The sequence below is a fragment of the uncultured Kocuria sp. genome, assembly GCF_947500125.1.
Classification (GTDB): Bacteria; Actinomycetota; Actinomycetes; order Actinomycetales; family Micrococcaceae; genus Kocuria.
On sequence record NZ_CANMRA010000004.1, the window covers coordinates 164726 to 177772 of the forward strand.

12 protein-coding genes and 1 pseudogene are annotated in these 13047 nt (G+C 71.9%); 5 read left to right on the plus strand and 8 right to left on the minus strand.

Annotation, left to right across the window (positions count from 1 at the left end; all coding sequences use genetic code 11):
* Nucleotides 1-77: 77 nt before the first annotated feature.
* Nucleotides 78-1595: a carboxylesterase family protein gene (locus Q0817_RS04345; protein ID WP_298584822.1), complete on the plus strand. Its 1518-nt coding sequence runs from the start codon at nt 78-80 to the stop codon at nt 1593-1595.
* On the opposite strand, the pseudogene Q0817_RS04350 reads toward Q0817_RS04345, so the two are convergent.
* A pseudogene (locus Q0817_RS04350) lies at nt 1538-2488 on the minus strand (Gfo/Idh/MocA family oxidoreductase); the annotation flags it as partial. The gene Q0817_RS04345 and the pseudogene Q0817_RS04350 overlap by 58 nt on opposite strands.
* 41 nt (nt 2489-2529) lie before the next feature.
* Nucleotides 2530-3777: an MFS transporter gene (locus tag Q0817_RS04355; RefSeq protein WP_298584824.1), complete on the minus strand. Its 1248-nt coding sequence runs from the start codon at nt 3775-3777 to the stop codon at nt 2530-2532.
* 271 nt (nt 3778-4048) lie between these two features.
* Here Q0817_RS04355 and Q0817_RS04360 point away from each other — a divergent pair, with 271 nt between their 5' ends.
* Complete coding sequence (locus Q0817_RS04360; RefSeq protein WP_298584827.1) at nt 4049-4996, plus strand: helix-turn-helix transcriptional regulator; 948 nt, start codon at nt 4049-4051, stop codon at nt 4994-4996.
* A 420-nt stretch (nt 4997-5416) separates the two neighbouring features.
* Here Q0817_RS04360 and Q0817_RS04365 read toward each other — a convergent pair whose 3' ends face one another.
* Entirely contained in the window at nt 5417-6202 is a 786-nt protein-coding gene (locus Q0817_RS04365; RefSeq protein WP_298584828.1) for a formate/nitrite transporter family protein, read from the minus strand.
* A 249-nt stretch (nt 6203-6451) separates the two neighbouring features.
* On the opposite strand from Q0817_RS04365, the gene cls reads away from it, so the two are divergent.
* Both cls and Q0817_RS04375 read left to right on the plus strand, forming a co-directional pair.
* Nucleotides 6452-7936 (plus strand): cardiolipin synthase, encoded by a 1485-nt coding sequence (gene cls / locus Q0817_RS04370; protein ID WP_298584829.1) that lies wholly within the window; start codon nt 6452-6454, stop codon nt 7934-7936.
* Nucleotides 7937-8120: 184 nt separating this feature from the next.
* A complete protein-coding gene (locus Q0817_RS04375; RefSeq protein ID WP_298584831.1) occupies nt 8121-8543 on the plus strand; it encodes a hypothetical protein in 423 nt (140 codons plus the stop codon).
* Between the two features lie 151 nt (nt 8544-8694).
* Here Q0817_RS04375 and Q0817_RS04380 read toward each other — a convergent pair whose 3' ends face one another.
* Entirely contained in the window at nt 8695-9105 is a 411-nt protein-coding gene (locus Q0817_RS04380) for a hypothetical protein (protein ID WP_298584833.1), read from the minus strand.
* 343 nt (nt 9106-9448) lie between these two features.
* Between Q0817_RS04380 and Q0817_RS04385 the strand changes: the two genes are divergently transcribed.
* Nucleotides 9449-10387 carry a metallophosphoesterase gene (locus Q0817_RS04385; RefSeq protein WP_298584835.1) on the plus strand — a complete coding sequence of 313 codons (939 nt, stop codon included), beginning with the start codon at nt 9449-9451 and terminating at the stop codon, nt 10385-10387.
* 25 nt (nt 10388-10412) lie between these two features.
* On the opposite strand, the gene Q0817_RS04390 is transcribed toward Q0817_RS04385, so the two are convergent.
* From Q0817_RS04390 to Q0817_RS04405, 4 genes are all read right to left on the minus strand, one after another.
* Nucleotides 10413-10922, minus strand: coding sequence for a hypothetical protein (locus tag Q0817_RS04390; RefSeq protein WP_298584837.1), 510 nt, complete (start codon nt 10920-10922; stop codon nt 10413-10415).
* Nucleotides 10923-10953: 31 nt separating this feature from the next.
* Nucleotides 10954-11448, minus strand: a complete 495-nt coding sequence (locus tag Q0817_RS04395; RefSeq protein ID WP_298584839.1) for a DUF305 domain-containing protein — start codon at nt 11446-11448, stop codon at nt 10954-10956.
* A 3-nt stretch (nt 11449-11451) separates the two neighbouring features.
* Nucleotides 11452-11859 (minus strand): four-helix bundle copper-binding protein, encoded by a 408-nt coding sequence (locus tag Q0817_RS04400; RefSeq protein WP_298584841.1) that lies wholly within the window; start codon nt 11857-11859, stop codon nt 11452-11454.
* A 521-nt stretch (nt 11860-12380) separates the two neighbouring features.
* Nucleotides 12381-12707 (minus strand): hypothetical protein, encoded by a 327-nt coding sequence (locus tag Q0817_RS04405; protein WP_298584843.1) that lies wholly within the window; start codon nt 12705-12707, stop codon nt 12381-12383.
* Between the last annotated feature and the right edge of the window lie 340 nt (nt 12708-13047).

Sequence of the window (13047 nt, forward strand, 5' to 3'; positions counted from 1 at the left end):
CCGCACGGGACGGCCCGGGGCGCGGCCGGTCCGTGCGCGCCGCCGACACACCTGCGGGCGGCGTGGTAGAAGGAAGCATGACCACTGCGACGTGCACGTTCGCCCCGCCCAGCGGTCCGGTGCGCGGCCGGGTCGACGGCGACGTCGTCCGGGCCACCGGGATCCCGTACGCCACGGCCGAGCGGTTCGCCGCGCCCGTGGCGGTCGCGGACCGGGAGGAGCCGTTCGACGCCACGGAACCGGCCCCGGCCTGCCCCCAGGCCCACTCGCCCTTCCTGGCCGAGGTCCTCGGCGACACCCTCGCCGGGCTCCCGCGGGACGAGCACTGCCAGCGGCTGTCGGTGACCCTGCCCCTCGAGCGGGAGACGGGGGAGCGGCTGCCGGTGATGGTCTGGATCCACGGCGGCTCCTACACCACCGGCGCCGGGGACGCCCCGATCATGGACCCCCGGCCCCTGGTCGCCGAGCAGCGCGTCCTGGTCGTGAGCGTCACCTACCGGCTGGGACTGTTCGGCTACCTCGGCTCGGGGCGGGACCGCCCGGCGAATCTCGGACTGCTCGACCAGCTCGAGGCGCTGCGCTGGGTGCGGCGCAACATCGCGGCCTTCGGCGGGGACCCGGACCGGGTGACCGTGTTCGGCCAGTCCGCCGGCGGCGACGCCGTGGCCCACCTCATGGCCGTGCCCGGCGCGGAGTCGCTGTTCCGCCGGGCCATCCTGCAGAGCCCTCCGCTGGGCATCGCCCGCGGCCGGGCGGCGATGACCGCGGCCATGGCGGCCCTGGCCGAGACCGTCACCGCCGGGACACCGGCCGCCGAGGTGGTGACCCTGCAGTCCGAGGTCGAGGCCCGCGCCTCCTCCTTCGGTCTGATGGGCCGGATGCCGTTCGGCACCCAGTACGGGCACCACCCCCTGCCCGACGAGGAGGACGTCGAGGCGGCCTGGGACCGCGTGGCCCCGCACATCGACGTCCTCGTCGGCCGCACCGCCGAGGAGGCCAGGCTCTATCTGCCCGGGCTGCCCGTCCTGCACCGGGCCACCCGGGTCCCGCTGCTCGGACCGGTGCTCCGCCGTGCCGTCGTCGGCCACGTGACCTCGGCCGTCTACTCCCGGGCCGTCCGCCGCTTCGCCGCCCGGCACGCCAGGGCGGGCGGAACGGCGCACACCTACGTGCTCACCTGGGCCGCCCCCGGCAACCCGTACGGCGCCGCCCACACGATCGACCTCCCGCTGCTGTTCGGCGACGAGGACACCTGGGCCGGCACCGGGCTGCTCGCCGGGGCCGCGTGGGCGGACGTCCAGGACCACGGCCGGCGGCTCCGGCGGCTGTGGGCCGACTTCGCCCGCGGCGAGCGGCTGGCGGACACCGGGTGCGTCCCCGGTGTCCTGCGCTACCGGTCGGCCGGGGCGCGCAGCTCCCCGCAACCCGCCTCCCGCGGGGCGGCGCGCCGCCCTCAGGAGCCGGCGGGAACCTCCTGCGCCCCCGTGCGGGCGCTGCGCCGGGCCGCGTCCAGGGCCGCGGCGACGGCCACGGCGTCCCGGGGGTCCACCGGCGCCTCGCCGTCCTCGAGGAGCCACCGGGCCACGGCCCGGTAGAAGTCGGCCGGCTCGCCGGGGGCGGTGGGCACGGGGGTGGTCTCGGTGCCGCGGACCAGCAGACCCGTCCTGCCCTCCCCGGGACCCAGGAGGTCGAAGGGTCCCGGGCTGTCGTCGTGGCCGGGAACGAGGAAGGCTCCGTCCGAGCCGAGCACCCGGGTCCGCGGACCCGGCGCCCCGACCAGGCTCCCGGCCCACAGGTGGCTGATCGTGCCCGAGGCGTGGTCCAGGGCGAGGAAGACGTCGTCCTCGGTGGGCGTCGTCAGGGCGCGCAGCTCGGCCCGCACCGCCGCCACCGGCCCGAACAGCTGGATCGCCGCGTCCACCAGGTGCGGCCCGAGATCGAGCAGCAGCCCGCCGCCCTGGCCGACCGCGTTCTCCCGCCAGCGGTCCTTGGGCACCGGGCGCCACCGCTCCCAGCGGCGCTCGAACCGGTGCACGTCCCCGAGGAGCCCCTCGGCGAGCACACGGGCCAGGGTCAGCTGCTCGCTGTCCCAGCGCCGGTTGTGGAAGACCGTCAGCGGGGTCCCCGTCGCCTCGGCGCGGCGGACCACGGCCGTGGCGCCCTCGTGGTCCATGGCCAGCGGCTTGTCGACCACCACGGGGATCCCCGCCTCCAGGCCGGCCAGCGCGTGCTCCACGTGCAGCCCGGTGGGGGAGGCGATGACCAGCACATCGGGCCTCGAGCCCGCCAGCAGACCGGCCAGGTCCCGGTGCACCTGCACTCCGGGCCAGTCGGCGCCCGCTCGGTCGGCACGCTCCGGGTTACCGGTGACCACGTCGGTGACCCGGCCACCGGCCTGCCGCAGCAGCTCCCCGTGGAAGTCGCGTCCTGCCATGCCGTAGCCGACCAGTCCGGCGGTGATCGCCCGCCCTGCACCCTGTTCCGTCATGCGGTCACGATAGCCGCTCGGCGCGGGACCCGGCTGTGCCGCTACGGTTCCGGCGGGCCCGCGAGCTCGTCGTCGACGTAGCGGGGCGCGGCCGCGACGCCGCCGGCGACGACGAGGAGCACCGCGGTGCCCATCAGCAGCAGCAGGGGCGCGGTCCAGCTGCCGGTGGCCTCGCGCAGGGCGCCGACGGCGAAGGGGCCGGCCGCCGCGAGCAGGTAGCCCACCGGCTGGGTGAACCCGGACAGCTGCGCGGTGACCCGGGGGTCCCGGGAGCGGGCCGTGAGCAGGGCCAGGGCGGTGGGGAAGGCGAAGCTGCCCACCCCCAGCAGCAGGGCCCAGGCCCAGGGCACGGCGGCGGGTGCCAGCAGCAGCCCGAGATAGCCCGCGACCATGCACGCGCCCAGGCCCACGATCCACCGTCTCAGGTGGGGCGAGCGGGCCACGAGGACGGGCATGAGCAGCCCTCCCGGAATGCCCATGGCGGCGATGAGGGCGGCCATCAGTCCCGCCTGCGCCTGCTCCAGGCCGCCGTCGCGGTAGATCTGGGCCACCCAGCCGAACTGGACGTAGGCGTGCATCGACTGGATGCCGAAGTAGACGCACAGCGCCACGGCGGTGCGGGAGCGCAGGATCGAGGAGCCGCGTCCGGCGCGCAGCGCCCGGCCCGGGGCCGTGGCGGGCTCGCGCCGGTCGCGGACGGTGACGAGCGCCCACGGGACGACGGCGACCATGGCCACGAGGCCCCACAGGCCCAGTGCGGACCGCCATCCGCCCGGTCCGTGCGCGGCCAGCGGCCCGGCCGCCAGCAGGGGCAGCGTGGCGCCGACGGCCAGACCGGTCGTGTAGAGGGAGTTCAGTGCCGCCGTGCGCCCGCCCCCGTGGCGCTTGACGAAGGCCGGCACCAGGATGTTCCCGACGGCCATGCCCGCGAAGCCCAGCACGGACAGGCCCAGGAACACCGGCACCGATCCGGTGACCGACCGGGCCAGCAGCCCGACGGCGACCAGGGCGAGACCGGCGGTGACGGCACCGCTGATCCCGGTCCTGCGGGACAGCGCGGCCGCGCACGCCCCCGCCGCGGCGAACGTGAGCCCGGGCAGGGCGGTCAGCACCCCGGCCATCGTGGGGCTCAGCCCCAGCCCCTGCTGCACCTCGGCGAGGACGGGCCCCACCGAGGTGGCCCCCGGACGGAGGTTGACGGCCACGGCCACTACCGCGAGCACGACCAGCCACGCCGGCACACGGGGCGGGGAGGGGGAACGGTCGGGGGGCGGGGTGGACTGGCGCACCGGCTCGTTCTATCACGACGTGCGACGGCACGGAGGTGCGGGGAGGACAGGACAGCTCTCGGGACGCCCGGTCCCCGCCGGACGCGGGGGTGCCCCGGCGCCGCCTCGATCCGCGCCGGCACCCGCGCTGCCTCGATGCGTGCCGCCGGGACGGGGCGCCCTCGGGATGCATGGGGTCACAATGGTGCGGGTTCTCCGGCGGGTCCGGAGAATGGAGACTCGGAGCAGGGCCCCCGTGGGGCGGGTCCTGGACGGAAGGCGGTGCTGGCACATGGGTGAGGTGTTCCGCCACGAGCTCATCGTCTCGGACCCGGAGGTGCTGCCCGCTCTCGGCGAGCGGACCGGCATGCGTTTCGGCTACAGCTCCGCCGATCCCGGATTCTCCTACCGGCTGTCGCGGGCCGGGGACGAGCAGCTCGCGGTGTCCTCGGTGCACGTGGGCGGAACGATGTCCTTGTGGGGGGACACCGAGGTGTTCACGGTGGCCCACGTGCGGGGGATCCGGTACGACTGGCAGATCCGTGCGGAGACCGGTACCGCGGCAGCGGGCTCATCGGTGCTGTTCCGCCCCGACCACCCCTCCTTGGTGGTCGCGCAGGACGTGGACGTGACCATGGCGCATCTGCCCGTGCCGCTGGTGCAGGCCACGGCCGACACCGTCTACGGCGCCGAGACCCCGGTGGGCTTCACTGCTTCCGCACCGGTCAGCGCCCGGCTCGGCGAGTACTGGTCGGGCCTGGTGCGCCTCGGTGCCGAGGTGCTGGGAACACCGGCCTTCGACGAACCCATGGTGCGCGCCGACCTCACCCGTCGCCTGGCCGTGGGCCTGCTCGAGTGCTTCCCTCTGCTCGGGGACCGCGAGGAGCGGTACCTGTCCATGGAGGCCCAGGCCCACCGCTACCGGGTCGCGGCCCAGTTCTTCGACGACCACGCCTCCGACCCGATCACCGTGGAGGACGCCGCCCGCGCCGCCCGGACGACCACGAAGAACCTGGTGCAGGCGTTCCGCGCCAACCATCCCCTGGCGCTGACCCCGGCCCAGTACCTGCGCCGGACGCGGATGGACGCCGCCCACCGCGACCTCCAGGACGGTGACCCGGCTCGCGGGGACACGGTGAAGGGGATCGCCGCCCGCTGGGGCTTCACCCATCCGGGGCGCTTCGCACAGTACTACCGGCAGCTCTACGGAACGACACCGAGCCGGACCCTGGACCGCTGAGGACCGCAGCCGGGCCGGGGCCGGCAGCGTCGTCGAGGTGCAACGAGCGGTGGCCGCAGCGGCGCAGGACCCATCGCACCAGCTGCTCGGAGGCGGCACCGAACGTCGTCGCGGCGGTGCGCCGCCCGCGCTGCAACCGGCACACCGCGGCGACCCGATCGGTGCGGACGGACGCGGGGACCGAGGGCGCTGGGTCCCTCATCCACCCCCGGCGCACGAACCACCTGAGGGACCCAGGCATCGGGCACTGGCCCGGGCGCCTGACGTGGTGTGGATCCTCGTGGCGGCGGCCCGGCCTCACCAGAGAGCCGGCCGGCGGCTTCGCACCCGTCAGCATCTCGTCGGTCCGCCGTCAGGTGCCCGGAGTGGCGCCCTCCGGCTCAGCGGCGGTCGCACGGAGGGTGGGGCGGGGGTGAGAACTCAGCCCGATCCGGGGGAGCTCTTGGCCTGCACGGTGTGGGTGAGAGTCATCAGCAGCAGCCCGCCGACGAGGTTCCCGGCGACCGCCAGGGCGAAGTTCTGTCCCAGGTCCCCGACGGTGACGGCGGCGCCGAGCCAGATCCCGAAGAGCAGGTGCAGGGCGGAGACGACCACGTGGTCGAAGGGACCCAGAGCCAGGAAGACCCCGACCAGGTAGGCCAGCACGATGCGGGCGGTGGCCGAGTCGGCGGCGTGCAGCAGGTAGGAGAGCAGGGTCAGCAGCGTGCCTGCGGCGATGGCGCGGGCGAAGGTCGCCCACCCGCTCTTGGCCGCGATCTCCTCGGCGACCGACACGAGGACCTCGTGGGCCCCGGCCGGCAGCGCACCCTCGACGGTGAAGATCGCAGCCATGACCGTCCCGCCCACCAGATTGAGCACCAGCACCAGGAGCCACAGCCGTCCCAGCCGGAACCAGACCGAGGCCCCCTGTTGGTCGATGGCCGCGGCGACGGGATCGAAGAAGTTCTCGGTGAACAGCTCGGACCGGCCGATCACGAGGAAGACCACTCCGGTGCCGAAGGCCAGGGCCCCGGCGAGCTTGCCCGGGCCGGGGCCGAAACCGGGGGCGATCAGCTCCTCGGCCATGGACAGGGCGACGATGCCGAAGACGATAGTGACCCCGGCGATGAACCCGGTGGGGGCCTGCTCCAGGGGCGGCATGGACAGCCGTCGCGCCCCCTCGTCCTTGGCGCGGTCGTAGATCTCGTCCGGGTCCGGTGCGCTCATGCCCCACACCTACTCCGCCGGCGGTCCAGGAGCAATCAGCCCTCTCGCCGCTCTTCGGCGGATCGATGAATCGGTCGGAGCCCTCACGAGGCCCAGAACGATTCCTGTCCTCCCCCTCCGTACTGGGACCGGCCGGATGACGAGGGCGGGCTGGGTCCCCTCCACCCGCCGAGCAGGGAGCCGCGCGAGCAGCTCTGCTCTGCACCAGGGAGCGGGGTTCTGCGAGCGGTCTGCCCGTAGGGTGGGCGGATGGACATCGCCCAGTGGCTGTGGAGCACCGTCCCGCCGTGGGCGGGGGCCGCGGTCTTCGCCGTGGACCTGCTCATCCGTCTCGTGGCGCTGGGCACGATCCCGCACAACCGGCGTCCCTCGGCGGCCTGGGGTTGGTTGCTGGTGATCTTCTTCTTCCCCATTCTGGGCGGGCTGGTGTTCCTGCTCCTGGGCCGGGCGGACCTGCCCGAGGGCCGCAAGGCCAAGCAGCGCGAGGCGGCGGCGCTGGTCGATGTACACGGCCCGGGCACCGGCGCCCAGGAGGTTCAGGCGATGCCGGACTGGCTGGCCGAGACGGTGCGGCTGAACCAGCACAACGGGGCGTTCCCCGTGGCCGGGGGTCACCGGATCGAGGTGCTCGACGACTACGACATCTCGCTGGCCGCGATGGCCGAGGCGATCCGGAGCGCCGAGCACTACGTGCACTTCGAGTTCTACATCGCCGTGGCCGATGACACGACCGAGCCGGTGGTCGCGGCCCTGGAGGAGGCCCACGCTCGTGGAGTGACGGTGCGGGTGCTCATCGACCACCTCGGCTCGGCCGGGTACCCCGGGTACAAGGACCTCGTGCGCCGGTTGGAGGCGGCGGGGATGGACTGGCGGCGGATGCTGCCGGTGCGGCCCTGGCGCGGGGAGTACCAGCGGCCGGACCTGCGCAACCACCGCAAGATCCTCGTGGTCGACGGGGTCGTGGCGTTCACCGGGTCTCAGAACGTCATCGACCGCAGCTACAACAAGAAGAAGAACCGGAAGCAGGGCCTGCAGTGGATCGGGATGACGGTCCGTCTCCACGGCCCGGCCGTGGGGCACCTGGACGCGCTGTTCGCCACGGACTGGTACTGCGAGACGGATGACCTGGTTCTGGGCGCGGACCAGGCCCCGGCTGGCGGCCGGGGCGAGAATTCTCCCGGGAAGCTGGTCTGTCAGGTGCTGCCGTCGGGGCCGGGGCTGGGCCAGGAGTCCAACCAGCAGCTGTTCAACCACCTCTTCGCCTCCGCGCGGGAGCGGATCACCGTGTGCAGCCCCTACTTCGTGCCCGACGACTCGATGTACAACACCCTGCGCACCGCGGTGGGCCGGGGCGTGGAGGTGCACCTGTACATGGGTGAGACCTCCAACCACGCCCTCACCCACCACGCCCAGCGCTCCTTCTACGAGATGCTCATCCGCGACGGGATCCGGATCTTCCTCTACCGGGCGCCTTACGTGCTGCACTCGAAGTTCGTGCTCATCGACGACGACGCCGCGGTGGTCGGTTCCTCCAACATGGACATCCGCTCCTTCGTGCTCGACCACGAGGTCAACCTCCTGGTCGTCGACCAGGACTTCGTGAGCTGTCTGGACGAACTCGTGGACGACTACCGACAGCACAGCCACGAACTGGAGCTCGCGGACTGGCTGGCTCGGCCCTGGTACCAGAAGTACCTCGACAACACCGCCCGCCTCACCTCCGCCCTCCAGTGAGCAGGAGTGTCCACCCCGTTCGGACGGTGGACGGAAGACGGGCGTGGAGCGTTTGACGAGCTCGCGTCCACACGATGCCCAGGGCATCGTGATGCCCGTGTGACCCCATTCGGAGGAATGGAGAAGACCGGGCTTCTACGGTGGAAAGGTCAGTAGCGAACGATCCGATCGAACGGAGAACATCATGTTGACCAGCTCGAAGAAGAAGTTCGCCCTGCCGGCAGCGGCTGCTTTCGCCTCCGCGCTGATGGTCGGCTGCGCCGAGGAGACCCCGGTCCAGGAGGCCCAGGAGGGGGATGCCTCCGCCCAGGCGGCGATCCTCAACGAGACGGTCACGATGCAGAACGAGGTCACCGAGATCGTGGGCCCGAACCTGTTCACCGTCGGTGAGGACGACACCCCGGTCGTGGGGGGCGACGCCGCCGACCAGGACCTTCAGGACGGGGACATGGTCCAGGTCACCGGCACCGTCCGCCAGATCGTGGAGACCGACCTCGAGACCGACTGGGGAGTCGACTTCGAAGATGCCGAGACGTCCTACCTCATCGAGCGCGAGCTCGACCTCGGCGTGGTCGCCGACGAGATCCAGGTCATCGAGGACAACTAGACCGTGGCCCCAGGACGAGAGAAACCCTTCCCGCCGCTGCGGCGGGAAGGGTTTCTCTCGTGGGATCCTGCCCTGCACCGGCCGCGGACCGAACAGAGGGCAGCTGCCGAGCGAGACCTTCTTGTCGGGGGTGGTCGAGTGGGGCGGGTGCCTACTCGACGACGGTGACGGTGGCCTCGGTGAGGTAGGGCTCGGACTCGCGGTTGACGAGGTGGTTGGCGGTCTCCTCGTCGGTGAGCCGCATCAGCCGGTCACGGTCGCCGGGTTCGCTGAACAGGTCGCCCGCCTCGACGGTGCCGGTGGCCTCGATCTCGTCGCCGGGGCGCAGGTCGGCGGGCATCTCGCGCACGAAGACCACCGTCTGCTCGTCGCCCATGGTCAGGAACTCCTCGCCGTAGATCCCCTCCACCTCGTTGGTGAGGGTGATCTCCTTCCCGACGAGTTCCTCGGTGGCGACCTCGGACTGGTCCAGCTGGGTCAGTCTCGTCTCGTCCTGGCATCCGGTCAGCAGCAGCGCCCCGGTCAGGCCAGCCGCGGCAAGGGTCAGGGTGCGGTGGGTCATCAGCGTGCTCCTCGGTGCTCCGGTGGCGGTTGTTCTGGGTGGCGGTTGTTCGGGTTGGCGTGTCGTCGGACGGTGTCCTGCCACACTAGCCGCCGTTGCCGCCTCGGCAGGAGGGCCGGTCGAGCTCGCCGGCGGGACCGGTCGAGCGGGACCGAACGCCTCTCGCCGCACGTCACGCCACCGCCGGGTCGTCCTTCCCTCCACCGGAGGCCGCAGCGCAGCAACCGATGGGGGCACGAAGGGGGACCGTTAGGGTGGAGGCGCACGAGGGGCGGCATCGACAGGCCGTTCGTCCACCGCCCAGCTGTCCTGTGCCGGCCGGGTGACCCACGAGAGGATTCCGATGGCCCATCCAGCTGCCCGGGGCGACGGCGCCCGGCCCGGCGGCCGCGGGCGCCGCCGTCTTCGCCGCGTCGGCACGGGTCTGGTGGCGGTCGTGATCGCCCTGGGCCTGCTCGTGGCCGGCTACGGGGTGGCGATCGAGCCTCGGTTGATCCTCGACGAACGGCGCATCGAGGCCCGTGTCCCGGGGCTGGGCCCGGACTGGGACGGGGCGCAGGTGATGGTGTTCTCCGATCTGCAGGTGGGGATGTGGTGGGACAACACCTCGATGATCGAGCGCGTGGTGGAGCGCACCGTGTCCGCACGACCGGAGGCGGTGCTGCTGCCCGGGGACTTCCTCTACCAGAGCGAGGCCAGCATCCAGGAACGGGTGAGCGACGTGACCCGGTTGCTGGAACCCCTGACCGCAGCCGAGATCCCGGTGTACGCGGTGATGGGCAACCACGACTACGCCGTCGAGGCCGTGGACGAGCTCACCGCGGCCTTCGAGGAGCACGGCATCGAGGTCCTGGCCAACGAGGCGGCTGTCGTGCCCGCCCCCGGCGGCGCCCCCGGACCGGGACTGTTCCTCGTGGGGGTGGGCCCGGCCGCGGTCGGGGAAGCGGACCCACGGGCAGCGTCCGACGACGTCCCGGAGACGGCGCCACGGCTGGTGATGATGCACAACCCGACCACGTTCCCGGAGCTGGCCGCCGACACCGCGCCGATGGCAGTGGCAGGGCACACCCACTGCGGCCAGATCGCCCTGCCCCTGCTGTCCCGGTGGTCCTATCTGGGACTGACCGAGGAGGAGGAGCTCGTGGCCGACGGCTTCGCCCCTGCCGGCTACGGGGCCGAGGGCAACGAGATGTACGTGACCTGCGGGATCGGGTTCAGCCTGCTGCCGGTGCGGATCAACGCCCCGCCCCAGCTGCTCACCATCGAGCTGCACCCGGCCTGAACCGGCCTGGTCACGGCCCGAGGAACTATCCAGCCCCGAGGTCGGCCTGGTCCAGGTAGGGCTGGCCGATGTGGCGGTCGTAGAACCCGGCCTCGTTGTCCTGGTCGTCCTGATCGACCCGCGCCTGGAAGTTCGTCTGCACGGTGCCGGTGACCTCGACGACCGCGCCTTCCTCGGCGTCGGGGAAGGCGTACCGGGCGCTGACCAGCAGCGGGTCCAGGTCCGGGTTCCGGGGGTCGGTGAGAACCAGGGCGGAGCGGGAGGGGACCAGATCGGCGATCTCCCCGGTGAGGGTCACCTCCTGCCCGGCATAGGAGGAGACCTCCGTCCGGAACTCCTCGTCGTAGGGCCCGGTGTAGGCGTTGGCGGTCGCCGCACCCGGGGTCGGCTCCTGCTGGGTGGGGCTGGGTTCCGCCTCGGTGCCGGGTGCCGGGGAGTCGCCGGTGCCGCAGCCGGCGGTCATGGCGGCGGCCGTGGCCAGGGTCAGCACGGTGGCCAGCTTCCGGAACTCGAGGGGGCGGTGGGTGGTGTTCATGGTGGTCCTTCCCGTTGTCGAAGGGATGTGCTCAGTCCTCGCCGAGGATCTGCTCCATCTGGGCGATCTCCTCGCGCTGGGTCTCCACGATGGCCTCGCACAGCTGCTCGATCTCCGGGTCGGTGATGGCCGACTCCTGACAGACCAGGATGGCCCGGGAGTGGTGCGGGATCATCGACTCCAGGAAGGCCTCGTTGCCCACGAACGTCTCGGTGCGCCCGAGGGAGAGGGCGAGCACGAACAGGGCGGCGAACCCGGCCAGCATGGCGATGTTGGCCTTGGTGTTCTTCAGCATCGACCACATGCCCACCACCATGACCAGGCCCATCGCGGAGACCATGATCAGGGCCATGTAGAAGTTGCTGAGATTGAAGTAGAAGTGGTCCAGGGTGCGCACCATCGACATCGACAGCACCCACATCAGCCCGAGGCTGACCACCATGATGATGCCGAACTTCGCGTACATCGACATCGACTTCTTCTCGTGCGCGGACCGCCCGTCCGTGTGCTCCTTGCTGTCCGCCACAGGTCAGCCCAGCTCCGCGATCAGGTCCATGCACGCCTGTTCGCACCGGCGGCACGCCTCCGCGCAGATCCGACAGTGCTCGTGCCTGTCGGCGTGCTGTTCGCACTCGTCGGCGCAGGCCTTGCACACCATCCAGCACGCCCGCAGCGCGGCCAGGGTGATGTTCAGGTCCTGACCGGTGTGCCGGGAGAGTACGTTGCCCGTGGCTGCGCACAGATCGGCGCAGTCCAGGTCGGTGCGGACGCACTGCGTCAGTTCCCCCACCGAGTCCTCGGACAGGCACGCGTCAGCACAGGCCGTGCAGGTCTGGGCGCACTCGATGCAGGCGGCGATACAGGCCGCCAGCTTCACCTCGTCCACCTTGCCGAGGTCCTTCGGGTAGCTCTTGATCATCGATGGCACATGCATCATGGTCTCGCTCCTACGTCCGGACACTGCAGGCATGGGTGCGACACCCGGATCCGAGCCGGTGAACCCGGTCACCCCTCACAGACTCGACCGTAGCCCGCCCTACCGGGGTTCGGAAGCCTTGTCCGGCCCAGCGCTGCTTCAGCGCCACGCACGGTCGTCCGTGCCAGGACGGCAGCGACCGGTCGACTCGTTCCCGGTATGACGTGGGGTAACGATGTCCTCACGATGCGCCCGGAAGTCGCGGACAACTCCGGGATGATCCTTGTGATTCGATCAACCGCGTGCTGAGGGTCGATGGGCACCACGCCGGGAGCCTCTCACGACCGCGGCCTCGGCGCCGCCGCGGAGGAGCTCGGGATCGACAGGGAGGACGAGCTCTGCGCCGACTCAGTGGGCGAGCCCTGCATCATGGCCTCGAGCGGGGAGATCCTCGAGGAGGAACAGCTCCCCGCGCGGGCTGAGCGGGCATTCACGGAGCGGTGCCGGGCCGGATACGCACCCGGGCCAGGACCGCCCCGGGCTCATCCACCGTCAGGTACGGGCACGTGTCGGCGTGCCGGCCGGTGAGCACGCACCTGGACAGGGGCGAGGACCTTCGCCGGTCCGGCCCCGGGGGTGGGGCCGTCGTGCTCGAGTGCCCAGCGGAGCAGATCCACTGCGCCCTCCTCGACATGCCCGGCGGTGGTGAGGTCGACGGTGACCGTCACCGGCGGGATCAGGGTCCGCGCCCGGCGCACCAGCGGATACAGAACGTGATGGTTGGCCCCGGTCAGGCACCCGGTCACGACCAGGCGCACGTAGGCCCCGTCGAGGTCGACCTGGACGAGCACGGAGAGCTTGTGGTCCATGGGGAAGCATCCTTCATCGCATGCCGGGAACCTTGCGGGCCGTGGTGCCGACCCTCGCTCACGGTAGGGATCCGGTGTTCCTGCGGGCAAGGATCCGACGACTGAGCTGCGCATATTTCCCCAACCGACGGGTAGGGCGGCCACGCACAGGCCACCCCGGTCAGCCGCGAAATAAGGGCCGAGTGAGGCCGTGACCGTGCGCCGCTCCAGGACGGGCCGGCGCCATTCCGCCGGAACACCGAGCGAACCACGCTACGGGTGCACTTCGGCGTCGTGAGTCCTCTCCGACAGCACGACGAGGGAACCGGGTGTGATCGTGCGCAGACACCGCCGGGCACTC